Genomic DNA, 24,529 nt, shown 5'->3' with positions numbered 1-24,529 from the left:
GTGAAACGATGCATCGCCGATGGTAGTGTGGGGTTTCCCCATGTGAGAGTAGGTCATCGTCAAGATTAAATTCCGAAACCCCTGTTTGCTAACGCAAACAGGGGTTTTGTTTTGGGCGGTCGAAAAGTCTCAGGAGGAAGGGCTTGTCACCGTTCCCCTTGCTGTAATCCGAGCCTCCATGAAAGATTCCTCATACAGCATACCGTTGGGTAAAACGATACAAAGTGTTTCTGCATTTTTGGTATGGTGCAGCACATTTTCACAGGGATTGATCTTTAATCCGCAGGACGCGGCGTCGACTTTCTTTAACGAGATGCTGTAGAAATGCCTGAACCGATACCGATCAAAGATCACGAAAAAGAAAACCGCCTTGTTAACAAGCGCCTGCTCGCCTGCGCACTGTTAGTGATTGGCATCACCTGCGCCTTGGTAGGCCGTATGTATTTTCTGCAGGTGGTGCAGTACGACTATCATTCCACCATTTCTGAAAACAACCGTGTCCACGTGTTGCCCATCACACCAACGCGCGGGTTGATCTATGACCGCAATGGTGTGGTGCTTGCCGACAACCGCCCCAGCTACAACCTGACCATCACCCGTGAGCGCGCCACTGACCTCAAAGGTGAGCTGGACGCCATCATCCGTTTGCTGCACCTGCCCACCGAAGACCGTGCTGTGTTCGACAAGGCGCTCAAACAAGCACGCCACCCCTTCGTGCCTGTGACATTGTTTTACGAGCTGACCGAAGAACAGATCGCGCTGCTGGCTGTGAACGAATTCCGCCTGCCTGGGGTAGACGTAGAACCGCAATTCGTTCGCCACTATCCTCTGGGCGCCCACTTTGCCCATTCCATCGGGTATGTGGGACGGATCAATGAGAAAGAATCCAAAACGCTCGACTCTGTGGAGTATCGCGGTACGCAATCCATCGGCAAGACCGGTATCGAGCGCTTCTACGAGTCCGAGCTGCATGGTCACGTAGGCTATGAAGAAGTCGAGACCAATGCTCAGGGCCGCGTACTTCGCGTACTCAAACACACGGATCCGATCCCGGGCAAAAACATTGTGCTGAGCCTCGACGTGCACCTTCAGGAAGCGGCGGAAGAAGCCCTCGGTAATCGCCGTGGCTCGGTGGTTGCCCTCGACCCGCAAACCGGGGAAGTGCTGGCCATGGTCAGCAAGCCGAGTTTCGACCCAAACCTGTTCGTCACCGGCATCAGCTTCAAGGAATATGCCGCGTTGCATGACTCCATCGACCGGCCACTGTTCAACCGCGTCCTTAGAGGACTTTACGCGCCGGGCTCGACCATCAAGCCTGAAGTCGCCATTGCCGGCCTCGACAGCGGTGTCGTCACGGCGCAAACCCGTGTCTTCGACCCCGGTTACTACCAACTGCCGGATTTTGACCACAAATACCGCAATTGGAACCACAGCGGCGACGGCTGGGTAGACATGGACGCCGCCATCATGCGCTCCAACGACACCTACTTTTACGAACTGGCCCACAAGCTGGGCATTGACCGCCTGCATGACTACTTGGCGGAATTCGGCCTGGGCCAGAAAGTGTCGCTGGATATGTTCGAAGAGTCAGCCGGCCTGATGCCATCCCAGGCCTGGAAGCGCGCCACCCGGCGTCAGCCGTGGTTCCCGGGTGAAACCGTGATCCTCGGCATCGGCCAGGGCTATATGCAAGTCACGCCGCTGCAACTGGCCCAGGCCACTGCTTTGATCGCCAATAAAGGTGTGTGGAACCGACCGCATCTGGCCAAGACCATCAACGGCGTGCCGCCCGTGGATGAAAATCCGATGCCTAACGTGGTCCTTAAGGACCCGCGCGATTGGGAGCAGGTCAACCACGGCATGCAACTGGTGATGCACGATCCACGCGGTATTGCACGCGCGGCGGCACAAGGTGCGCAATACCGCATTGCCGGCAAGAGTGGTACGGCGCAAGTGGTGGCGATCAAGCAGGGTGAGCGTTACAACCGCGAAAAGACCCAGGAGCGCCACCGTGACAACGCCTTGTTCGTCGGCTTCGCTCCGGCGGAGCATCCGAAAATCGTGATCTCGGTGATGATCGAAAACGGCGAGGCCGGCGGCCGCGTCGCGGGGCCGGTAGTACGTCAGATTATGGATGCCTGGTTGCTCGATCAGGAAGGCCACCTGAAACCGCAATATGCGACGCCGGCTAAGGCGCCTGGCGACCCAAAGGTTTAAATCATACTTGCCATTCGTCCCATTGCTCTACGCCTTGGTAGGCAAGCCAGGGCACGTCATGGGCTGTCCAGATATGCGCGGTGGCCGTGACACCCGGATCATCATCCAGCGTCGCCACCCGCACAATGACATGGGGTTGATGCCCACGCTCTGCCATCAGATGCGAGCCACAGCGCGAGCAGAAATGCCTGAGTTTGCCTGGCGAAGATTCGAAAGACGCCAGCAGCTCCACGCCCCGCGTCCAGCGAAAGTGTTCGCGCATCACGCCGGCCGTCGCCACAAAGGCCGCCGCATGCACCTTGCGGCAGCTGTGACAATGGCAGTGGCTGATGGGCATATCCAAGCTGTCTAGCTGATACTGCACGGCTTTGCAGAAACAACTTCCATGGAGCTGTTCAGTCATGGTGCGTCACCTCAGGGGGGAGGGGGGAGAATCTACCTTTTGCCGCCGCGTTGCGCATCACTGTCATACAAGCCATTTGCCTTAGTCCTACATTGCGCTAAATTGCGAGGCGTTCTCATTCGTGCGCAATATCACTATGCCGTTGTCCGCTGGGCCCCATCCTACCCACGAACCTATTGGCCAACTCTACAGTGGCCACCCCCGCTGGTTGGTCAGTTGGTTACCTGCGCGCCTGGGTTGTTCCCATCAGGCTGCAGACCTGGCTCAAGACACCTTAGCCGTTTGTTGCTGGCCGAGCGCGCGAAGCCGGTGGCCGCTGACTTGAAGGAGGCCCGGCACTTTCTGGTGACGATTGCCAAGCGAATGATGATACAGCTTTCGCCGAAAAGCCCTTGAGCACGCCTACCTCCAGGCCATCGCTGGCACCACCACGCGCGGTGTCGAAACTGAGATTTCCGGTGAATTGGCCGCAGGCTGGAACGTGTTCGGCGGCTATACCTCCCGCGAGTCTCACGGCGAACGTCAACAACCTGTTCGACAAGAAATATTACGACGGCATGGGCACATTCAACTCAGGTTCCTACGGCGATCCGCGCAATGCGATGGTCAACGCCAAATGGAAATTCTGAAGTAAGTAGCAACACCAATGCGTGACCGAAAGGTTGCGCATTAGTCGATGTCGCCTACTGTCAATGCAGGAGGTGACGTATGCACGTATTCGACCGCATAGAACGAAAAGTACTGCTCAATGCTCCACGTAAACGGGTGTGGGAAGCACTGACAGACGCCGAACAATTCGGCCGATGGTTTCGGATTGCACTCACGGGCAAGGCGTTTGTCGCGGGGCAAACCGTTGAAGCGCCTATCACCTACCCAGGTTACGAACATGTGATCTGGAAGGTGAAAATCGAACGCATCCTGCCGCAAACACTGTTCTCTTTCTGGTGGCATCCGTTCGCGGTGGAAGAGGGCGTCGACTATGACCAGGAGACCCCGACGTTGGTGGAGTTCACCATTGAAGACCGTGCTCCGGGCATTCTGCTACGGGTGGTCGAATCGGGTTTTGACGCAGTGCCTGAGGCGAGGCGGCAAAAAGCCTTCAAAATGAATTCCCGTGGCTGGGACGAACAGATGAGCAACATCGAAACCTATCTGAGCCAGGCTGGGCCCTAAACAGCATCATGATTGTTGGGGCAGCCGTCATGAGCGTTAACGTGCCGCACTCGTGCGATGCCGAGTAGAATCACGCCCTGAAAGCGATTCCTGAGGTGCGTTACGGTGGATTTACAGCAGGGTTTTGTCCTGACCCGGCATTGGCGTGATACCCCGGCGGGCACGGAGGTGAGCTTCTGGCTGGCGACCGACCACGGCCCGAGGTTTATCCGCCTCCCCGTGCAGACCTCGGTAATGTTTATCCCCGAAGCCCATCGCAAGCCGCTGGATTGGCTGCTCAAGGGCGAGCGCGACATCGAATTGCGCCCGTTGCAGTTGTGCGATTTCCATCACCGCCCGGTCCTGGGTCTTTACACCCGCCAGCACCGCCAGGCGATGGACGTGGAAAAACGCCTGCGCGCTGCCGGTGTGGATGTCTACGAAGGTGACGTGCGCCCACCCGAGCGCTACATGATGGAGCGTTTCATCACCGCACCGGTGTGGTTCGGTGGCACTCCCGACGCAAACGGCGTGCTCTGCGACGCGCAGATGAAACCCGCGCCCGACTACCGCCCGCCGCTGAAACTGGTGTCCCTCGACATCGAGACTACCGCCCAGGGCGATCTCTATTCCATCGCTCTCGAAGGCTGTGGCGAACGCCAGGTGTACATGCTCGGCCCGCCGAACAACATCGACGCAGTGGACTTCAAGCTCGACTACTGCGACACCCGCGCGCAATTGCTCGAACGACTCAACCAATGGCTTGCCCAGCACGACCCCGATGCGATCATCGGTTGGAACGTGGTGCAGTTCGACCTGCGTGTCCTCCACGAACACGCCCAGCGCCTCAACGTGCCGCTGATGCTTGGGCGTGGCGAAGAACCGATGGCCTGGCGCGAACACGGTAGCCGTAATCACTACTTCGCGGCGGCGGCGGGGCGGCTGATCATCGATGGCATCGAGGCCCTGCGCTCGGCCACCTGGAGCTTCGAATCCTTCAGCCTGGAAAACGTCGCGCAAACCCTGTTGGGCGAGGGCAAGGACATCTCCACGCCGTACCAGCGCATGGACGAAATCAACCGCATGTTCGCCGAGGACAAGCCCGCCCTGGCACGCTACAACCTCAAGGACTGCGAGCTGGTCACGCGGATTTTCAAGAAGACTGAGCTGCTCAAGTTCTTGTTGGAGCGCGCCAGCGTCACCGGGTTGCCGGCTGACCGCAACGGTGGCTCTGTCGCCGCGTTCACCCATTTGTATATGCCGTTGATGCACCGCCAGGGCTTTGTCGCGCCAAACCTGGGCGACAAACCGCCCCAGGCCAGCCCCGGCGGGTTTGTCATGGACTCGCGCCCCGGTCTCTACGAATCGGTGCTGGTACTCGATTACAAAAGCCTCTACCCGTCGATCATCCGCAGTTTCCTGATCGACCCGGTGGGCCTGATCGAAGGCCTCAAGTACCCCGATGACAGTGCGTCGGTGGAAGGCTTTCGCGGCGCGCGTTTTTCCCGCACCCGGCACTGCCTGCCCTCAATCGTCGCGCGGGTCTCCGAAGGCCGCGAAGTGGCCAAGCGCGAACACAATGCGCCGCTGTCCCAGGCCCTGAAAATCATCATGAACGCCTTCTACGGCGTACTCGGTTCCAGCGGCTGCCGTTTCTTCGATACACGGCTCGCTTCGTCAATCACCCTGCGCGGTCACCAGATCATGCGCCAGACCCGCGAACTGGTCGAAGCCCAAGGCTATGAGGTGATCTACGGCGACACCGACTCCACCTTCGTCTGGCTCGGCAGCGCGCATTCCCAGGAAGAGGCCAGCCGCATTGGACGGGCGTTGGTGCAACACGTCAACGACTGGTGGCGCGAGCACCTGCTAACGGCGTTCGGCCTGCAAAGCGCCCTGGAACTGCAATACGAAACCCACTTCATGCGCTTCCTCATGCCGACCATTCGTGGCGCGGAGGAGGGCAGCAAGAAGCGCTACGCCGGCCTTGTCGTGCGTAGCGATGGCAGCGAAGAAATGGTCTACAAAGGCCTGGAAACCGTGCGCAGCGACTGGTCGCCCCTGGCCCGCCGATTCCAGCAGGAGCTGTACCAGCGCATCTTCCATCGCCAGCCCCACCAGGACTACATACGCGACTACGTGCGCCGTACCCTGAGCGGCGAATTCGATGAGTTGCTGATCTACCGCAAACGCCTGCGCCGACGGCTGGACGATTACGAGCGCAACGTGCCGCCGCATGTGCGTGCTGCGCGCCTGGCGGACGAATACAACGACCGCCTGAACCGCCCCCGTCAATACCAGCGCGGTGGCTGGATCAGCTACGTTATCAGCGTCAACGGCCCGGAACCCCTCGAAGTGCGGCAAGCACCCATCGACTACGACCACTACGTCACCCGGCAATTGCAGCCGGTGGCCGACGCTATCCTGCCGTTTGTGAATGACGATTTCAGCACGCTGGTCGGCGGGCAAATGGGCTTGTTTTAAAACACTTGATTCGACTCCGTGGTTACTTGCACTCTTGGGCGCAGGCACCGCTAGGAGGACAGGCCCATGTACACGCTCTACGGCATCGACGAATCCGGTTCCTGCATGATTGAAATCGCCCTGCAACGATGTGCGGTGCCGTGGCGAAGGGTAGACGCGGCCTCCTGGGCGGAAGGTGAGGGCAGTGCGGAGCTGGCCCGTATCAACCCGCTCAAACAGGTGCCCAGCCTGGTCACCCCCGACGGCCAAGTGCTGACGGAAAGCGCAGCGATCCTGATCCATCTGGGCCTGGAGTTTCCCGGCTCCGACCTGCTGGCCGGCAACCGTGCGCAGATCATTCGCGGCCTGGTGTATATCGCGGCCAATTGCTATTCGGCGATCGGCATTATCGATTACCCGCAACGCTGGATCGGCGACGTCAACGAAACGGTGCAGGCGCAGCTTGTTACGGGCACCCGGCGCTACCTGCACCAGGCCTGGGTGATATTTGCCGATCAGTTTGCCGGGCATTTGTTTGGCCCGAACCACACACCGAATGCACTGGGCTTGATGGCCGCAGCGGTGTCGCGCTGGGACGAGGCACGGGACGCATTGAACGGGCTGGCGCCGAGCTTTGCCCAGAGTCTGGCGCAAGTGGATGCCGACCCCATCGTCGCCCCCGTATTGGCGAGGCATTGGCCGGAGTGGAAGGTCTCATGAAGTTTCCGCAATCAGTGGAAACAATGACAGTTGAACCCACCAAACCCTTGCGTAGCGGGCGTCCTGACCTACGCTTTATTAAAGTGATGTAGGAATCATCCTTGAATTTGACTGTCGCAGACATGAAACTCAAGAACCCTGCATGGAATTCAAAGGAGGTGCGCATGCTCATCCGGTCGCTGACCCTGGCTACCTTGATGGCTTTAACGGGGCCGCTGTTGGCTGCTGATGATATCAACCCGCTCAAGCAGGACTTGGGTAAAGCCCGGCCGCTGGTGGTGGTGGAGCTTGATGCTGGCAACGACACCTTGGCGACCCTAAAGAAACAGTTGGACGAGCCTGCGACCAAGCAGTCCTTTGAAGAGCGCAGCATGGTGTTCTACACCGTGAAATTCGGCAGCATCGGTGCCGAAGGGGAGAAGTTCGCCAAGGACCCAAAGGACAACAAAAAGCTCACGCCGCCCGAAACCAACGCGCTGATTCGTGCCCTCAAACTGGGCGCCGGCAGTGGCACTAAAGTGATCCTGGTGGGCAAGGACGGTGAGAAGAAAGTCGAGAAGACCGTGCCACCGGATACCCTCGACTTGAAGGAGTTTTTCGCGGCTATCGACCAAATGCCGATGGCAGAAAAAGAAGCGGCCGCGGCCGCAGAGCCTGAACCAGCAGCACCCGCTGCTGCGCCGGCCAAGGGTGCCAAACCGGCCAAGCACGGCAGTAAGCCAGCTTCGCAACAACTCGACGACTGATATACATAACCCTTTGTGGGCGTCCGTCGTCCGTCTTGCCCGCGATGGCTATAAGTATCTGCACAAACCTGTAGTAATGGGCGGGGCAAGCCCGCTCACACAGGTTGCTCTCGAGATGTGTAGATACCAATGCTGCGCATCTTCAAGTGTTCCTTACGTTGCCGCCTTCTCCCCGGTCGCCTTACGCACTGGAAACGGAAAGTAGAAAAACCGCAAAAACGCCACCCGCTTGATCACTTCCCCGATCAATAACGGCACCACCACCGCCACCACAAACCCCACGCACGCCGCCGGCAGTGCAGGCAGCCCCAAGCGCTCCATCAGGTCGAAGGACTTGTGCTGGATCTCGCCGTGGAAGATCAGCAGGATCAAGGTGTTCTGGCCGATGTAGGTCATGGCCCGGGTGACCCAGGCCGAGACCATCAGCACCCGCGCCAGCGCCCAGCAGGCATAAACGCCGATCGCGGCCGGCAGTGTGGTCCAGAACCAATGGTCGTAGCGACGCTGTGCCAGGTCCATGGTGTCCCAGGTGAAGGTGAACACCAGGGCGAACAGCGCGATCGAGATCAACAGCGTCAGCCAGGAACCCGAGTGCCGGCGCAACCAATCGCGCAACAGGTAGCCGACAATGAAGTAAGTGCTGCTGATCAGCGTGATATCCAGGCTGAACGGCAGGCCTGGCAGCACCCACGTATGCTCGCCGAAGGTGACCGGCAGTTGCCAGAACCACGGCAGCATCCAGGCGCCTAGGATCAATTGCAGTGCCACCAGCGCGAGGCTCAACCACAGCGACAGCTTCAAGCGCTGGATCAACCGCAGCATCACCCAACTGAACAGGATCGCCACCCAGAAGTGCGGCAGAAACCACAGCGCCTGCCACGGGAGGGTGTCCACCGAGGCATACAGCACGCCACCCACATCCGGTAGCAGCGGCTGGCCGCGCAGAATGCTGCGCACGACCACATAGGTGAGCATGGTGAAGAGAAACGGCTTGAGCAGGCCATCGGCCTTGCGCACCGCCATCTCCACGAACGGTTGTTCAGGCTTGAAGAACACCCCCGACAAAAAGAAGAACAACGGCAAGATAAACGACGCCAGTACCGGGTACAGCAAGTCCGGCGAGGTGGCGACGAACCAGCTGTGGGCAAATACGATCACCAGGATGCCGATACCCTTGGCAATATCCATTTGAATCCAGCGATGTTTCATCTGAGTTGTCCCGATTGATCGTTCATGCCTTACGCCACGGCTTCAGCCACAGCCCCATCCCGAGCAACACCACCGCGCCGGTCAGGGTGCCCAGCCCCAGTTGCAGCCACACGCCTTCAACCCGAAACAGCGCCAGCGCCACCACGCCCATCAGCACTGCACTGAGCAGCCAATGCCGGGCCCAGGGCAGGGCGCCAAGCAAGGCTTGGCGCTGCATCAGCAGTAACGCGGTGCAGATCACCCCGGCCAGCGCAGCCAGAGGAATGCCGGCCAGGCCGAACATAAAAGGCAGGGCGCCGAGCAGCAGCACATTGACCAGGCTACCGAGCAATTCGCAGCGCAGTGGCTGACGTGTATCGCCAGCGGCATAGGCATAGCGCGCGAGCAAGGCGTTCCAGGCGCCGAACACCAGTGGCACAGCAAACCAGGCCAGCAACAGTGGCAACGGCGAGTCCACCGATTGCTTGGGCAGCAGCAACGCCACCAGGCTCGGTGCCGCCACCACCAGGCCAACGCCAGCGGGCAGGGTCAGCACGCTGGCGGTTTCCAGGCCGCGCTTGAGCAGGGCCAGGCGTTCATCGCCCTGGCGACGGCTCATCATGCCCAGCAGCACTTGGTTGAGGCTCATTAGCGCAATCAGCGGCAGGTTCATCAGCTTGCGCGCCAGGTTGACCCAGGTCACCGCGCCTTCCCCCAGCAACGACGCCACCAGCCGCTCGATCAGCGCCAGGCCCTGGCTCGCGCCATTGCTTAACAACAGTGGACCGATGCGCTGGCTCAGCTCCCGTAGTGGCGCCAACGACAATTGCCAATGCCATGGCCGCCAACCCTGACGCCACATCGACGGCAGCAGCGCCAACGGCATCAACAGGCTGCCGGCCAGGCACGCCAGTGCCAGGGAGTGCGGTTGGGTGGCGGTACCCGCGAACGCGAGGTAGGTCACCGGCGGCAGGTTGAACAACAATGAGCCCAAGCCTGCCAGCACAAAACGCTCGCTGGCCTGCAACGGAATACTGAACAGTGCATGCAGCATCAGCCCCGGCACGCACCACGCGACAATCTGCAAGTTGCTGCTCGCCAACGCCGTCGCACTGGCCGCCAAGCCCGGCCCAAGCAGTTGCACCAGCCACGGCGCCAACAGCGTCAGCAGCAGGCTGATGACCAGCGCGATCAGCAGCAACGTCGGAAACAACTCCGTCAACCAGCCCTGCCGCTCGTCGTCTTTGCGCGCGAGATAAAGCGGCAGCGCAGCGGCGCTCAGCACACCGCCAGCCAGAGACATGCGCAGCGCCTCCGGCAAAAACAGCGCGATCAGGAACGCATCACTGCGCTCACCCGCACCCCAGGCCGCCACCAGCAACCATTCGCGGGCGAAGCCCAGGCACAAGCCCAGCAGCGTCGCCAGGGTCAGCCAGGCCGCGGAGCCCAGCATCAGGGTTGCGCACCATCAATCAGCGGTTTGCGCAACGCCACGCTTTTTACCTGTGGCAGGCGCGCCGGAAACAGTCGGCGGGCCTCCAGCACATTGATCCCCACCATCAGCCAGAACAGCGCGACCATCACCACCGCAAAGCTGAAGTAGTGGTCGAACAGGCCGCTGACCAGCGCCGAGAGAATCCCGGCGGTGGTGCCCAGCCATAGCGCATTGTCTTTCGTCAGGCGGATCGGGCCGCTGTCCGGGCGCGCTTCACGCCACCAGCGCACCGTCACCGCCACAAAAAACAGCATGCCGACGATGCCGGTCTTGTAGACGAAGTTCAGCCACAGGTTCGAGATGCCCAGCAACTGAGTGCCCGGTACCGGTGGATCCACCTTGAAGCCAATACCGAACGGGTAGGACCCCACCGCCTGCGGGAACATGCGGTACTCGTCGAAGCGCACTTCGGTACTGGCGTTATCCGACGAAAAGATCGTCGCCAGGCGCTCCTGCAACGGTGGATAAGCGATCACCAACGCCACCGTCAGCGCTGCACCGATCATCAGCAGGCGACCGGTGTAGGGCACACGGCGCGTGGCCATCCACATCAGCACCAATGCCAGGCTGACCATAGCGCCGCGGCTGCTGGCCAACAGCAGCGCCGCCGCGCCCAGGCACGCCACGCTCAGGCCAAGCGCGCGCTTCCAGCCTTGCTCGGTCATGCCGAAACAGAAGGCCAGGGGCAGCAGCAACGCCATGATCCCGCCGATGGCATTCGGGTGCATCCACGGCGAGCCCATGCGCGAAGACATGGCCTCCAGGCCGAACTTCAACATGTCGAAGTTGGCGTAGTTGAACAGCCCCAGGATCGGCGCAATGCCGGCCGCGGATCGCGTGCGCACAAACACTGCAATCGACAGCACCAGCATCGCCAGGCTGCCCAGCAGCAGGGCGATTACCAGCGATTCGCGGTGCTTGTGATCCACCAGCAATTTAGCGCAGAGGAATACCGCCGACAGGCTCAACAACCAGCGCAACCAGTTGGCCACGCCGCTGGTGTCGGCGTGGATGGTGACTTGGCCGACGATAAACGGGAACACACTGAACAGCATCAGCCACAGCAGCATCTGGTCGGTAGGCCGGCGGGAGAGGCTCGGTGTGTCGGGCAGGTGCGCCAGGAAGTTGTGCCACAGCACCGCGCCCCATGTTAGCGCCAGGATGGCTTCGCTGACGGTACTGCGAATGCCCAGGTTGACCGTGGAGTACGGCATGAACGTGGCGATCAGGGCAAACAGCAACAAGCCCCAGAACGGAAAGCGCAGGATGGTAACGGCCCCGGCCAGGCCGATCACGGCGAGGAACGCCTTGGCCGGTGACAGCAGCAGCGCGAGGGCGCCAAACAGCAGGCCGAAGAGGATCGCGAAGAGGCTGGGTAAATTTATTTTCACTTCAGCTCCTCAATCAGTTCGCCCAGGCGCCGGCGATAGGCGTGATGGTTGAAGCGCTCCGCCCACTGGCGCCGTTGCTCGGGCGATTCCTCATTGGCGCGCTCGCCCAGGCTGACCATCAACTGCGTCAGCGCCGGGCCATCGGTGGGCGAGAAGCGCGGTGCCGACGGCGGGGTGATTTCATCCAGCGACGTACCGCTGGCCACCGCCACCGGGGTGCCCACGCTCAGGGCTTCGATCACAGGCAGACCAAAGCCCTCGGCATACGAAGGTTGCCACAAGCGTAATGCCCGGCGGTACAGCGCGTGCAATTCGGCATCCGACACGCCACTCAGCGCACGAATACCCGGTAGGTCACGCTGGGCTTCGGGCAAATGGTCGAGGCTGCCCACCAGCACCAAATCCGGCACGGCAGGGGATTGGCGTCGCGCTTTCTGCCAGGCCTCCACCAGAAATGGCACGTTTTTGCGCAGCTCGCGGGTGCCCACCAGCAGCCAGTAGCGCTCGGGGAGTTGGCGGGCGCTGAGGTCCGCCGCCAGTTCGGAAAAACCGTCGACCTGGTTGGGCAGCACGCGAATCTTGCCCGCCGACTTGGGAAACAACCGCGCGGTTTCGTCGGCGCTGTACTGCGACGGCGTCCACACCCGGTCGGCGCTGTGCACCGCGTAGGCAATCGACAGGCGATCGCTGGTCTTGTAGATCAGCGCCTTCAAACGGTTGGCGTGGTAGTTGTCCAAGGTGATCTGAAACAGGTCATGCAGCAGCACCACGGTACGCAATCCTTTCGGCTTGGGCGGCAACGGCAGGCCCATGTTAAAGGTGCTGATGTACAGATCGATAGGCTGCTCACGCAACGCGCGCGGTAGAAAACCGGCCTCGAAACGCAGGCGATTCTGCGGCTGGTGCATGGCGGTCTTCGCGCAGCCCCAGGCTGGGCAGTGGGCCTGCAACCGGGTTTCATCGCCCAGGGGCGCCACGGTAAACCGCTCAAGCTCAATGCCCGGCAGGCTGTGCAGGGCGCTTTCCAGCGCGTACACCTGGCGGCTGATGCCCGATTGCGGCGAAGTGCCGACGGTGCGGTAATCCAGGCCTACACGCATGCGGGCTCCTTTTGATTCAACGGCGAAAGGCTCGCGTACACCTGCTCCAGCTGGCTGGCGGCGACGCTCCAGTCATGGGCGCGACGCACATACGCGCGGCCCGCTTCACCCATGGGCCCGGCGGCGTCGGGGAACTGCAGCAGGCGCACCACGGCGTCTGCCAGGCTCGCGGCGGTTTGGCCGCCTAGGTAGTCCAGGCCTTCTACCAGGTCGAGCCCCGAGACACCTTGCTCGGTACTCGCCAGCGGCAGGCCGGCGGCCAAGGCTTCAAGCACCTTGAGTTTGGAACCGCCACCATGGCGCAACGGCGCAAGAAAAACCGAGCAACTCGATTGCAGGTCTATCAGGTTGGGCACAAAACCTTGCCACTCAATGCGTGGGTCCTGCCAGCGCTCGCGCCAGCTGGCTGGCATGCCGAAACCACACACGCTCATGCGTGCCTGCGGGCAGCGTTCCCAGACCTTGGGCAGGATCTCATCCAGCGCCCACTCGATAGCGTCCACATTGGGGGCGTATTCGTAATTGCCCAGGAACAGCACGCGGCGTGCCGATGGGTCGGGATGGGCCACCGCGAAGTGATCGCAATCCACGCCATTGACCACCACCGACACCGGTTTGCCGGCGATCTTCGTCAGGGTCTGTGCGTCGCTGTCAGTCACCGCCACTACCTGCGTGGCCTGGCGCATCACACGACGTTCCCAGCGCGTGTAGCGCCATTGATCGTAGCGAATGAAGGGCAGCGCCCAGCCCGGCAAGCGGTCATAGGTGGCCGCGCCCAGGGCCGACTCGACATTGTGTTCGGTCAGCACGAACGGCTGGGATTTACGCGCCAGCGCGTCCTCGTAAGGCTGGAAGCTGTAGCTGTGCTCAATCTGCACCACGTCCCAATGGTCACCCAGCAACCAGTGGAAGGTTTCCTGCAGTTCATTCGACAGGCCATTCACACTGGCCAGCAGCGGGTAGGGTGCAAACAGCCCGGCCACGAGGGTCTTCACACTGCGCAGTGGGCGGCGCGGCAGGATGATCAGTTGTTCGAGAAATGCTTCCAGCACTTGGCGGTCTGTGAGCGACACCGGGTGCTTGTCATGCAGCAGCAAGGTGATCCGATGCCCGCGCGCTGCCAGGCTGCGCAGCAGGTGAAACTGGCGCGTCTTGCCGCCGCTGGTGGCGGGCCAGGGTGAGTAGGGCAGGATCCATAAAATACGCATCGCAGGCCTCAATCCCATAGCAGAATTTGCAGGTTCGACTTGACCGGTACAGTCAGGCCATTGGTGCCGCTCACCGGGGTCTGGGTGCCGCGCAACGGGTCGTACAGGGTGGCGCTGGCCAGGCCCGGCAAATGCGCGTTGCCGCCCTGGGCAGACCAGAAAAACCATAACTTGCGCCCGTCCGCACGGGTCCAGCCGATGCTGAACAAACCGCCGGGCAACTGGTCGGCAACCGGTGGATCGCCCGGCGTGAGTTGCGGCCCGCTGACGTCGAGGAAGTTTTTCAGCGCGGTGTAGGCGGGCTTGGGGTTGGCGTCGATATCGAGCAGGCCATACGACTGGTCGCGCACGCTGGCGCGCTGGTCGAGGTCGCTGAGGGTGAACAGGAAGATTTTGTCGTAATCCATCGCGCTCATCAGCGCCACGCGCCGCACGATGTAATCGGCCTGGGCTTGTAGCGTGATGATGTCCTGGGCGTCTTTTGGCCCGGGGTAAGTCGACCAGCCCCACTCGGTGCTCCACAGGGTTTGTACACCGCCGTTGCGCAGGGCCTGGTTGAGTTGTGTGGTTTTGGCGATGAAGTCCAGGTTCGCCGGATCGTTGCCTTCAGGCAGTTGGGTGTAGGGGTGGTAGGAAATTACCGTGTTCAAGCTGGCTACACCCAGCGCACCGAGGGCCGCGAGCATGGTCTGCCCATTAGGCATTTCACTGAAGAACGCCATACCAGCGGCCACCACCGGTGTGTTCGGGTTCACGGTGCGCAAGGCATTGGCGGTGGTCGTCAAAAGGGCGGCATAACCGGCCGGGTCCGCTACCGGGCGCCAGAAGCCCAGCAGGTTCGGCTCATTCCACACCTGCCAGGCATCCACACTGGGATAACGCTGGGCCAACAGCGCCATGCGGTTGGCGAACACATTCGGATCCTTGGGCGGGTACTGATCCTGATACGGCGCACCGGCTGGCGCGGTCGTAGCGAAGGGCGCCGAGCCGACCAGGTAGAACACCGACTTGAGCTGGTTGTCCTGCAACTTGCCGACCAACTGATCCAGGGTTGCGACCTGGTACTGGTTCTCGGCAGGTTCAAGCTGATCCCAGTGCAGATCCAGGCGCACCCATTCCAGGCCCAGGGCCTTTAGGCGGTCGATCTGCATCTGGTAACGCACAGGGCTGAACCACAGGAATTGCGCGTTCACCCCCAGGAAATCCTTCCACACCACGACCTTGCTGCCCTTGAGCACAGTGTTCTGCGCATCGGCCTGGCGCCCCCACAAAAACGCGCTGAGGCCCAGGGCGGCGACCACCGCCAAGGTGGCCAGGTAAGTGCGTTTACGCGACATGGCGGGCTCCGACGATGGCCTCGCCAAACAGCGTGACAAATTTCTGCGCCGTCAACGGCCACAACCGTTCGCGACCAATTTCCCCGGCGCGCTCGGCCCAATCCCGCGCCAGCAGCGGCGTGCGTGCCAGGCGCAACAGTTGTTCGCCGAGGGCAGCCACATCACCCTCTGGGTAAATGGCGCCGTTGCCACTGGCGACTTCCTCGGCAAACGCGCGCGCATCGGAGGTGATCGCGCCGCGCCCGCAGGCGGTCGCCCAGGACAACGCCCCACTGGTGCCGCGCTGGCGCCCGAGCAGGCCGAGTTTTTTCGATTCGCGGTACGGCAGCACCATCGCATGGTGGGCCTGGATGGTCTGGGCAATTTCATCGGCGGGCAGGTTCAGCCGCCAGTCGATGGACGCGGTCAGGCCCAGTGACGCGATCTGCGCGTTCAGTTGCGCCAGGTAATTACCGCCCGCGCCAAATGCCATCTCCGGGGCAGTGCCGCCGGCCAGGGTCAGGCGCACGCGATCGCGTAATTCGGGGGCGTGTTTGAACACATCCGCCAGGGCCTGCACCAGGTCTTCGATGCCTTTGCCGCGGTAGATGAAGCCGAAGTACAGCAGGTGCAGCGTGTCCAGCGATGGCAGCGGTGCCGGTGTAATCGCCAGGTTGGCATGGTTGATCACCGCCACTTTGGCGGCGGGCAATTGCATGCGCTGGCTCAAGCACTTGGCGCCCAGGCGGGTGAGGGTCACCAGCCGGGTCAACCCTTTGGCGACCTGGCGTTCTTCGCGCAACGTCAGCGGGTCGGCCAGCACCACGGCCGCTTGGGGCAACGGGCTGGGCAAACGCTCCAGCAGGCTCAAAGGGAACGGCAGATGCTCACGCCGCCACACCATGCGTTCCGGGTCATGCACGGTGGCGGTCAGGGGCAGTTGCGGGTAAGCCTTGCGCAGCTCGCGCAGGGCCAGGAACTCCCCCAGCCGCCCGCCGCCCAGCTCGGCGTGCACCAAGTCGACGGTTTGCCAATCGAAGCCGGCGATGGCCTGCTCTATCGCTTTGGAGTTGCCCGCCACCCCGGCCAACGGCGTCAGCACCGTCACACCGAGTTGTTCCAGCGCCGTACGGAAATGGTTCGCGTAGTCGGCGATGCCGTTTTTTTCCGGCGGCAAGGGCGCGAGCAGGGCGATACGCATCAGAACGCTCCCCGGTATTTGCCAATGGTCTGCAGCACCTTGCTCGGCACTTCGAACTTGCGCCGGTTGATGATGATGCCGTCCACCTTGCCGAACGCCGTGTTGAGAATCGACAGCGCGTGCTCCACCACCGGCACGGTACTTTTGCGCGCCTCCACCACCAGCGCGATCAGGTCGGCGCAGCGCAGGGTCACAAACGCATCGCGGTTAGCCAGCAACGCCGAGGCATCCAGCAGCACCACCTCGCCGGGCGCCGCCACTTCAAGCCCGCCGACCCGCACATCGATGCCGTTTTCGGCCAGCAACTGGCGCAGTTGTTCGACCACAAAGGTCACCCCCTCGCCGTGACGCGCTGAGGTCAGCCCGAGTGTCAGGCCCTTCTCGGCGATACGGTCGGGCTGCAGCAAACTGTATAGCCGGTAGATGCTCGCATTGAACGCGTTAGCGCTTTGCGCGGTGGTGGTGTCCAGCTCGGGCAGGGTGGTCCACAGCGGCAGGCCGAACTTGCGCTCCACCAGGCCACCGTCGTGAATACGCTGGTCGAGCAGGTAGCACAGGTAGATCACCAGCAAGCCGACGACGATCGCAAACGGGATCGCCAGGACTAGCATCACCAGGGTTTTCGGGAAGATGCGGCCTGGGTTCAGGGTTGCTGCTTCGATCACGGCAATGTTGCTGATCTGGCTGTTGTCCAGCTCACGGTCGATGCGCGATTTTTCCAGGTTATCCACGTACAGCGCGTAATTGCGCTCGGTGGTGTTCAGCTCTCGGGAGAGGCGGGCCAGCTCCGGTTCTATCTCCAGGGCTTGCTTGCGCTGCGCTTCCAGGTTCACCAATTGTTTCTGCTGTTGAACCAGCTGCGTGCGCAGCGCCAGGTTGTTACTGGTTTCATCCAGCAGCACGCGCTGCAAGTGGATTTCCAGGGTGTTCGGCGCACGGTTTTCCGAGGCTTGAACGGTGTTGCTCTCGCTGGCGACCTGGACCTGCATCGCACGAATCGACGCGTCCAGGGCTTTGACCGGCGGCGCATTGTCCATGTACGTGCGCATCATGTCGGCCTTTTCCAGCAGCTTCTGGTTAAGCAGGCGACGCAAGTCCTGCTGCTGCGGGTTCAGAGCGATCTGGCGCACCGTGGTGACTTCCTTCGGCTGGCCCTTGAGTTGATTGCGTGTGCTCTGGATTGCGCTGTCGGACGAGGCGATCAGCCGCGTAGTGTTGAAGGTCTCGCCGCGCAGCACGTTGATGCGCTCGGACAAGTCTTCCAGGCGGTCGGTGATGCTCGCCGCGCCGATCTCGTTGAGGTGCGTGAGGATCTGTTGCTTGTAGCTCTTGATCTCGGTCGCGCTGTTGGCCGCCTGGCCTTCATAAAAGGCGTACAGGCTCTTGCGCCCCAGGGCCTGGGTGCGTTCGTTGATATAGGTTTCGACCCAATCCTTGACCACCGCCTGGGCGATCTCCGGGTCGCCCCACTTGAAGCTGATATCCATCACCGTCGAGCCGGCGGCGTGGCCCACTTCAAAGTTCTTCTCCAGACTGGCAGCCAGGCGTTCAACCGGGGTAGTCTTTTCGACCACGCCAACGGTTTCCAGCACCACGCGCAGGCCATCGAATACCGCACCCACGCCGCGCTTGACGTAGTACTTGGTGCGCTTCCAGAAGCCTTCCGGCGGTGGCGCGTTGTCGATCACTTCCAGGTAGTGCTCCGCCACCGCGCGCACGATCGGGCGACCGGTGAGCAGGCGCTCCTCGTCGACAATCGGGTCACGCTGCGTGCTGGGCATCACCAGCGCCTGGCGGTTGCTGATCTCGATGGGCAAGGTCGAATCCCGCCCAGGCTTGACCAGCAGGCGCGCAGTGGATTCGTACTTGGCCGGCAGCAAGAAAGCCCCCAGCAGGATGATCACCAGCGCGGCAATCGCCGCCAGTTTGAACTCGCGACGGAAAATGAAGAACAGACGCAGAAGATCACGAAAAGAACGGATCTCGATCATAGGGATGTCGCTCCTTTAGTTACTGCCGCTGCTGGTTCGTGTGTAGTTGTAGCCAACCCCAATGGACTTGGTGAAGGGGATCAGTTGGTTCAGGTAGGTATCCACCCCTTGGATGCGCTCGCCCACGTTGGATTTGGGCACGAACACCACATCGCCGCGTTGCAGGCGCACAGGCTTGCGCCCGTTGGGGCCGGTCTTGAGCAGTTGGCTGAAGTCCAGGAAGTAGGCGCGATAGGCACCCTGTGCGTCTTCACGCAGCAGAGCGACCATGCTGGCATTGCCCGCCGGGCTGACCCCGCCGGCACCGATGATTGCCTGCTCAAGGGTGTTGGCCGTGGCAATCTGCACTGCCGTCGGGTTGTTCACCGCGCCGCCGACGATGATCGAGCTGGCCGGTGCCTGGTTGATGTTTACGGTCACGCGCGGTTCGCGGTAGATCGGCGAGAGCTTGGTGGTCAGCTCCGTGGCCAATTCCGAAGGCTGGCGCCCGGCCACTTGGATCGGCCCCAGGAACGGGTAGTTGATCTTGCCGTCGGTCTGCACCGTGTACAGCGTCAGCTCATAGATGGTGCTGACGTTGAACGCTGACAGCGTCGGCATCTCACCGGCGTCGCGCACGATGCGCAGCTGGTCGCCTATGCGGATACGTTCCATCGCCGGCGGTAGCTGTGCAAGCTGCTCGAGGGCGCGCTTGCCTTCTTCGACGGTCTTGCCGTCCGGCGGCACAATGCGCGCAGGCGTGTTACAGCCTGCCGCAGTCAGCAGGGCTAGCACGAGCAGGGTTCGTTTCATCAAGGGGGACTTCCTGTAGGTCATGATGCTCACCTCCAATAACCGGGAAACATGCTGATGCGCCGCTTGAGGGAGAGGGGGAGACGGCGCTCCAGATGGCCCAGCCGGTAGCCGAGCAATTTGAACGCACTGCGCACCAGCACTTCGGGAATGCGGTGCAAGGCGCGGGCCTTGCGCAAGGCCCTGAGTTCAGCCAGCACATAGCGCTTGCCTTCGCCACCCGCATCGCCAAAGGCCTGCTTGATCCACGGCTCGCGGCCGTAGAACACGCCAATGTCGAAGTAGCGGTGAAACTCATCCATGAGTTTGTAATCGTGGGAGTGGTGCACCAGTGCCGTGGCGGCATAGCGCACCTTGTAGCCTTCGAGCAGCATGCGTGCAGCCACGAAGGCGTCTTCGCTGCCGATCACGTCTGCCGGGAAACCGCCCACCGCCTCCAGCACGCTGCGCCGGTACACGGAAAACGAGTCGGAACTGAAGCAGGTCTTGATCCCTAATTCCGCTGCATCGGCCAGGCTTTTGCTGCGGCTCTGTTCCGGGTAGTTGAAGTGCCGCGATTGCGCGCCCAACACACCGGCATCGGGGTGAGGCAGCTGGCGCCCGTAGGCCACGCCATTGAGCGGGTCCTGCTGCAATTCGGCGAGCAGGTTGGCGAAGGTCTCGGGGGTGGCGGGGATCGCGTCCTGGGTCATCACGATCAGCGCCTCACCGCCCACCTGTTCACTGGCCCAGCGCCGCGTACCGCCATGGTTGAAATCACGCGCGTCGATCACCTCAACCCGTGCACCGAACGCGCGAAAGCGCGCCACGGTGTCGTCGCTGGACGCGCTGTCCACCACCAGCAACTCGTCAGGTTGCAGGGTTTGCATCTCCAGCGCCGGCAGCAGGCGTGCCAGGTGGCTGGAGGCGTTACGGGTCGGGATGATCAAAGACGTACGCATGTCATTTTTTCACTTCAGCCGGGGCGCGCCCGTAAATGTCGTCGAAGCGCACGATGTCGTCTTCGCCCAGGTACTCGCCGCTCTGCACCTCGATCATCACCAGGTCGATAATGCCGGGGTTGGTCAGCCGGTGTTTATTCCCGGCGGGGATGTAGGTGGACTCGTTGGCGTTGATCAGGAATTCGCGCTCGCCGTTGGTGATCTGCGCGGCGCCGCTGACCACCACCCAGTGTTCGCTGCGGTGGTGGTGCATCTGCAGCGACAGCGACGCCTGCGGCTTGACCACGATGCGTTTGATCTTGAAGCGGCTGCTTTCCTCCAGCACGGTGTAGGTACCCCACGGCCGGGTGACCGTGCGGTGCAGGCTGTACGCCGGATGGTTCTGGCGCTTGAGTTCGGCGACGATGTAGCGCACATCCTGGCTACGGTGGGCGTCGGCGATCAGCAGCGCGTCGGGCGTGTCGACGATAATCAGGTCGCGCACGCCTACCGCGCCGAGTACGCGCTTGGGCGAGTCGATGTAGCAGTTGTGCACGTCATGCAGAATCGCTTCGCCATTGACCTGGTTGCCATGCGCGTCGCTGGGGGTGAGCTGGCGCAGGGCTTCCCACGAGCCGATATCGCTCCAGCCGATGTCGCAGGGCACCACGGCGACTTGCTTGGACTTTTCCATCAAGGCCACGTCGATGGAAATATCCGGCGCGCTGCCGAAGGCCTCCGAGTCCAGCTCACGCTGGCGCGAGGTTTTGTTTTGCAGGCTCTGGCTATGGTCCAGTGCGGTGCGGGCGGCTTCCAGCACGTCGGGCGTATGGGTGGCGAGTTCGTCCACCAAGGTGCTGGCTTTGAAGCAGAACATGCCGGCGTTCCACAGGTGCTTACCGCCGTCGAGATAGCCTTGGGCGGTGACCAGGTCGGGTTTTTCGACGAAGCGTTTGACCCGGTTGCCCGTGCTCAGCGGCTCACCCTGTTCGATGTAGCCAAAGCCGGTTTCCGGGTGATCCGGCTGGATACCGAACGTCACCAGGTAACCGGCTTCGGCCAGGTCGCGGGCCTGGGTCACGGCCTCGGCAAACGCCACTTCATTGAGGATCAAATGGTCGGCGGGCATGACCAACAACTGCGCGTCGCCGCCAAAATGTTCCTGTACGTGCAACGCCGCCACCGCAATTGCCGCTGCCGTATTACGCCCGAACGGCTCCAGCAGCAGGTCCAGGGGCAGGTGAGCCTTGTTGACCAGGCGGTAGTCATCCAGGGTGCGGAACAGCAGGTCGCGGTTGGTCACCGTCAACACGCTTTCCACGCCGGGCAGTTTGGCCGCGCGCTGAAAGGTTTTCTGCAGCAGGCTTATGCCATCGCGCATGCGCATGAACGGCTTGGGCATGTTCTGCCGGGACACCGGCCACAGCCGCGTGCCCGAACCACCGGAAATGATGCAGGGAATCAATCCGTTGAGGGTGTTCATCAATAGACTTCCTTGGTGGAAAGGACGGCCGGGACCGTCATGAAGACGATGTACAGGTCAAACCACACCGACCACTTGGAGATGTACTCCAGGTCGTACTCGACGCGTTTCTGGATCTTGAACAGGGTGTCGGTCTCCCCCCGGTAACCGTTGATCTGCGCCCAGCCGGTGATACCGGGCTTGACTCGGTGACGCGAGCTGTATTCGCTGACCGCCACTTCGAAGGGCACGCCCGCGGCCTTGGTCGCCGTGGCGTGCGGGCGCGGGCCGACCATGGACATGTTGCCCAGCAGCACATTGAACAGTTGCGGCAGCTCGTCGATGCTGGTCTTGCGGATGATGCGGCCCACGCGCGTGATGCGCGGGTCTGCGCGCGTCGTTTGGCGCTCGGCGGTGAAGTCGCTCTGGTCGGTGTACATCGAGCGAAACTTGAACACGCGGATTTCGTTGTCGTTGTAGCCATAGCGGTTCTGGCGAAACAGCACTGGGCCCTTGGAGTCGAGCTTGATCGCAATCGCTGTCGCCACCATCAGCGGTGACAGGCACATCAACGCCAGGCTGGCCAGCAGGAAATCCTCACAGCGCTTGATCACTGGCGACCAGCCGCGCAATGGCAACTGCGAGGTGTTGAACATCAGGATGCCGCCCACATCGGTGATTTTGCTGTGGCCGTAGCGCAGGGCTGCCATGTCCGGCACCAGCATGACGTTCACCGACAGTTGCCGCAGGCGGTTGACCAAGCCGTGGATGCGCTGCTCGGCGGCCCAGGGCAGGCAGATCATCACTTGGTTGACCTGCTCGGCACGGATCAGTTTTTCGAGGTCGCGGGTATTGCCCAGCAGGGGCAACTTGCTCAGCTCCTTGGGAATGCGCTCGGTGCGGTCGTCGATAAAACCGACCAGGCCGGAACGGATATCGCCGTGGCGCTGCAGGTGATCTGCGACGTGCACAGCGGTGTCGGTAAAGCCCAGGATCACCGTGCGTTGCAGGTATTTGCCAGCCCGCATCAGCCTGCGATAAAGGCGCAACATCACCAGGCGTTCCAAGCAGAACAACGTCAGGCTGGCGACGTACCACGTCGCCAGGTTACGCGGGGTTAATTGCGGGAACATCTGCAGGATCTGGTACATGAACAATAGAATGCAAAACGCCGCCGACCAGGCTTTGATCTTGGTTTTCAAGCGCAGCCGGTTACTGAACAATTCTTCGGAATATATGCCCAGGGCCTGAAAGAGAATAATGGTCAGGACCGCGAAAAACACCAACATGCCCACGAAATGAGCGCGCAGTTCAGGGTCAATCGGGTCCAGGAAAAGCACCAGGACCAGTGGAGGCAAAATGGCCGACAGGCCGTGGATCAATTTGACGAAAACAACAAAGAATTCAACAAAACCAGCACGTGTTAAAAACAAGCTGTCGACTGACGACTTCTCTCGCATAAACCATCCCTCATTGCACGCCAAGCGGCACTGTTCGACTGTTCGCTCAATAAAGCAGCGGGCCGCTTTAGCGTTCAGCTCGAACTGGCTGCACTGGGTAATACGCAACTTTCCAATTCAAATGCACCCTCCAAACACAGCTATTCATTTGAAGTGATTTTGCGGGGGTAGTGACTAAAGGCGTTTTCCCTTTATATGTTTAGTCAATAAATTGACTGTTATGCGAGGCCCCCATACTAGACAGTTTTATCATTATTTTTAGTGGCGTTTTATTGACATTCCTTGTCTGGGCACTGGGTGATTGGGTGTGTTTTTGAGTGTAGGAACAAATAAGGAATTTTTCCTGCTTTAAGGAGAAAGCTTTTTTGCAGTGCGCTGGGAAAGAGGGACAAAAGAGAGGTGGCAGGGCGCACTAAGTGCCCTGCCCATCGGGCTTCCGCCCGATCAGAAGTTACCTTTCAAACTAACCAAAAAAATGACGCGGTTCACCCTGGAAGTTGCCGCAGAAGGTACGCCTACGTTCCATTTCGACAGTGCGGTGTCGAACGTGTAGTCACCCCACGAGCGTGCGGCCATTCGCGATTGCCAGAAACAATGTATCCAGCACAATTTTTTGTTCGCACACGGTACGCCGATTAGTCTGCAGGCTTTTCCGGTGGATGGCTTGAGCATGATTGACCTTGCAACCCTGGCGGTTTTTTCGGGTGCTGTGCTGTTGCTGCTGTTATCGCCTGGGCCGAACATGGCCTTTGTGATCAGCCACGGCGTGACTCATGGCTGGCGCGGGGGAGTGGCATCAGCCTTGGGTATCAGCGTGGCCGACCTGTTGCTGACCGCATTGACCGCCACGGGGGTGACGGCGTTGGTCGCCAGTTGGCCGCCATCCTTCGATTTGATCCGCTATGCGGGAGTGGTCTACCTGCTGTGGCTGGTGGTCAAGACGTTGCAGAAAAATCCAGGGCTGGGCGCGGCCCAGGTCAATCGCGTGCCCCTTGGACGAGTGTTTCTGCAGGCCATGTTCAACAGCCTGCTCAACCCCAAGGCGTTGCTGTTTTTCGTGGTGTTTTTGCCGCAGTTTATACGGCCGCAGGTGGGATCAATTGCCGTGCAGTTGATGGTGCTCGGGGGCGTGCTGACGTTAATCGCTGGGGTGTTTCATGCGGTGCTGGGCATTTTTGGTGGTGCGCTGAGCCGATTCTTCGCCAGGCGCTCAAAAGGCGCCTGGCTACAGAAATGGGGTTTGGCGACGGTGCTGATGGTGCTGGCCGTGCGCCTGGCGCTGATGTCTCGCCCAAGCTGATTCA

Annotated in this window: 20 protein-coding genes; 7 read left to right on the top strand and 13 right to left on the bottom strand. The window is 61.2% G+C overall.

The window, feature by feature from the left end; genetic code table 11:
* Window positions 1-324 precede the first annotated feature (324 nt).
* Window positions 325-2,217 (top strand): penicillin-binding protein 2, encoded by a 1,893-nt coding sequence (gene mrdA, locus AACY30_RS25265; RefSeq protein ID WP_339541302.1) that lies wholly within the window; start codon window positions 325-327, stop codon window positions 2,215-2,217.
* A 1-nt stretch (window position 2,218) separates the two neighbouring features.
* On the opposite strand, the gene AACY30_RS25260 is transcribed toward mrdA, so the two are convergent.
* The gene (locus AACY30_RS25260) at window positions 2,219-2,620 is read right to left on the bottom strand and encodes a GFA family protein (protein ID WP_339469025.1); all 402 of its coding nucleotides are present in this window, start codon (window positions 2,618-2,620) and stop codon (window positions 2,219-2,221) included.
* A 458-nt stretch (window positions 2,621-3,078) separates the two neighbouring features.
* On the opposite strand from AACY30_RS25260, the gene AACY30_RS25255 reads away from it, so the two are divergent.
* The 5 genes from AACY30_RS25255 to AACY30_RS25235 all read left to right on the top strand — a co-directional run bounded on the left by AACY30_RS25255 (window position 3,079) and on the right by AACY30_RS25235 (window position 7,701).
* Window positions 3,079-3,249 (top strand): hypothetical protein, encoded by a 171-nt coding sequence (locus AACY30_RS25255; RefSeq protein ID WP_339428133.1) that lies wholly within the window; start codon window positions 3,079-3,081, stop codon window positions 3,247-3,249.
* A gap of 79 nt (window positions 3,250-3,328) precedes the next feature.
* Window positions 3,329-3,793 carry an SRPBCC family protein gene (locus AACY30_RS25250; protein WP_339541301.1) on the top strand — a complete coding sequence of 155 codons (465 nt, stop codon included), beginning with the start codon at window positions 3,329-3,331 and terminating at the stop codon, window positions 3,791-3,793.
* A 105-nt stretch (window positions 3,794-3,898) separates the two neighbouring features.
* The gene (locus tag AACY30_RS25245; RefSeq protein ID WP_339541300.1) at window positions 3,899-6,256 is read left to right on the top strand and encodes a DNA polymerase II; all 2,358 of its coding nucleotides are present in this window, start codon (window positions 3,899-3,901) and stop codon (window positions 6,254-6,256) included.
* Between the two features lie 66 nt (window positions 6,257-6,322).
* Entirely contained in the window at window positions 6,323-6,955 is a 633-nt protein-coding gene (locus tag AACY30_RS25240; protein WP_339469021.1) for a glutathione S-transferase, read from the top strand.
* A 164-nt stretch (window positions 6,956-7,119) separates the two neighbouring features.
* Window positions 7,120-7,701, top strand: a complete 582-nt coding sequence (locus AACY30_RS25235; RefSeq protein WP_339469020.1) for a DUF4174 domain-containing protein — start codon at window positions 7,120-7,122, stop codon at window positions 7,699-7,701.
* Between the two features lie 153 nt (window positions 7,702-7,854).
* On the opposite strand, the gene AACY30_RS25230 is transcribed toward AACY30_RS25235, so the two are convergent.
* Genes AACY30_RS25230 through AACY30_RS25175 form a run of 12 tightly spaced genes read right to left on the bottom strand, consistent with a single transcriptional unit; the run spans window position 7,855 to window position 23,225 of the window.
* Complete coding sequence (locus AACY30_RS25230; RefSeq protein ID WP_339469018.1) at window positions 7,855-8,910, bottom strand: acyltransferase family protein; 1,056 nt, start codon at window positions 8,908-8,910, stop codon at window positions 7,855-7,857.
* Window positions 8,911-8,932: 22 nt separating this feature from the next.
* Window positions 8,933-10,342, bottom strand: coding sequence for a murein biosynthesis integral membrane protein MurJ (gene murJ, locus AACY30_RS25225; RefSeq protein ID WP_339541299.1), 1,410 nt, complete (start codon window positions 10,340-10,342; stop codon window positions 8,933-8,935).
* Window positions 10,342-11,769 (bottom strand): O-antigen ligase family protein, encoded by a 1,428-nt coding sequence (locus tag AACY30_RS25220; RefSeq protein WP_339541304.1) that lies wholly within the window; start codon window positions 11,767-11,769, stop codon window positions 10,342-10,344. The genes murJ and AACY30_RS25220 overlap by 1 nt, the downstream gene beginning before the upstream one ends.
* 2 nt (window positions 11,770-11,771) lie before the next feature.
* On the bottom strand, window positions 11,772-12,875 hold the full coding sequence (locus AACY30_RS25215) for a glycosyltransferase family 4 protein (RefSeq protein ID WP_339421122.1): 1,104 nt from the start codon (window positions 12,873-12,875) through the stop codon (window positions 11,772-11,774).
* Window positions 12,866-14,083 carry a glycosyltransferase family 4 protein gene (locus AACY30_RS25210; protein WP_339469015.1) on the bottom strand — a complete coding sequence of 406 codons (1,218 nt, stop codon included), beginning with the start codon at window positions 14,081-14,083 and terminating at the stop codon, window positions 12,866-12,868. Before AACY30_RS25210 ends, AACY30_RS25215 begins: the two co-directional genes overlap by 10 nt.
* An 8-nt stretch (window positions 14,084-14,091) precedes the next feature.
* Window positions 14,092-15,420 carry a GH39 family glycosyl hydrolase gene (locus tag AACY30_RS25205; RefSeq protein WP_339541298.1) on the bottom strand — a complete coding sequence of 443 codons (1,329 nt, stop codon included), beginning with the start codon at window positions 15,418-15,420 and terminating at the stop codon, window positions 14,092-14,094.
* The gene (locus tag AACY30_RS25200) at window positions 15,410-16,600 is read right to left on the bottom strand and encodes a glycosyltransferase (protein ID WP_339469012.1); all 1,191 of its coding nucleotides are present in this window, start codon (window positions 16,598-16,600) and stop codon (window positions 15,410-15,412) included. Before AACY30_RS25200 ends, AACY30_RS25205 begins: the two co-directional genes overlap by 11 nt.
* Window positions 16,600-18,591 carry a GumC family protein gene (locus AACY30_RS25195; RefSeq protein ID WP_339469010.1) on the bottom strand — a complete coding sequence of 664 codons (1,992 nt, stop codon included), beginning with the start codon at window positions 18,589-18,591 and terminating at the stop codon, window positions 16,600-16,602. Before AACY30_RS25195 ends, AACY30_RS25200 begins: the two co-directional genes overlap by 1 nt.
* 15 nt (window positions 18,592-18,606) lie before the next feature.
* On the bottom strand, window positions 18,607-19,383 hold the full coding sequence (locus AACY30_RS25190) for a polysaccharide biosynthesis/export family protein (RefSeq protein WP_339541297.1): 777 nt from the start codon (window positions 19,381-19,383) through the stop codon (window positions 18,607-18,609).
* A gap of 29 nt (window positions 19,384-19,412) precedes the next feature.
* Window positions 19,413-20,324: a glycosyltransferase family 2 protein gene (locus tag AACY30_RS25185; RefSeq protein ID WP_339439445.1), complete on the bottom strand. Its 912-nt coding sequence runs from the start codon at window positions 20,322-20,324 to the stop codon at window positions 19,413-19,415.
* 1 nt (window position 20,325) lies between these two features.
* A complete protein-coding gene (locus tag AACY30_RS25180) occupies window positions 20,326-21,786 on the bottom strand; it encodes a mannose-1-phosphate guanylyltransferase/mannose-6-phosphate isomerase (RefSeq protein ID WP_339541296.1) in 1,461 nt (486 codons plus the stop codon).
* A complete protein-coding gene (locus AACY30_RS25175; protein WP_339541295.1) occupies window positions 21,786-23,225 on the bottom strand; it encodes an undecaprenyl-phosphate glucose phosphotransferase in 1,440 nt (479 codons plus the stop codon). Before AACY30_RS25175 ends, AACY30_RS25180 begins: the two co-directional genes overlap by 1 nt.
* Window positions 23,226-23,895: 670 nt before the next feature.
* Between AACY30_RS25175 and AACY30_RS25170 the strand changes: the two genes are divergently transcribed.
* Entirely contained in the window at window positions 23,896-24,525 is a 630-nt protein-coding gene (locus AACY30_RS25170; protein WP_339541294.1) for a LysE family translocator, read from the top strand.
* Window positions 24,526-24,529: the final 4 nt, after the last annotated feature.

It is taken from the genome of Pseudomonas sp. RA_5y_Pfl1_P24 (assembly GCF_963970945.1).
GTDB lineage: Bacteria > Pseudomonadota > Gammaproteobacteria > Pseudomonadales > Pseudomonadaceae > Aquipseudomonas > Aquipseudomonas tritici.
Note: the sequence above shows the minus strand (reverse complement) of the source record. Positions and strands in the feature narration are given on the sequence as shown.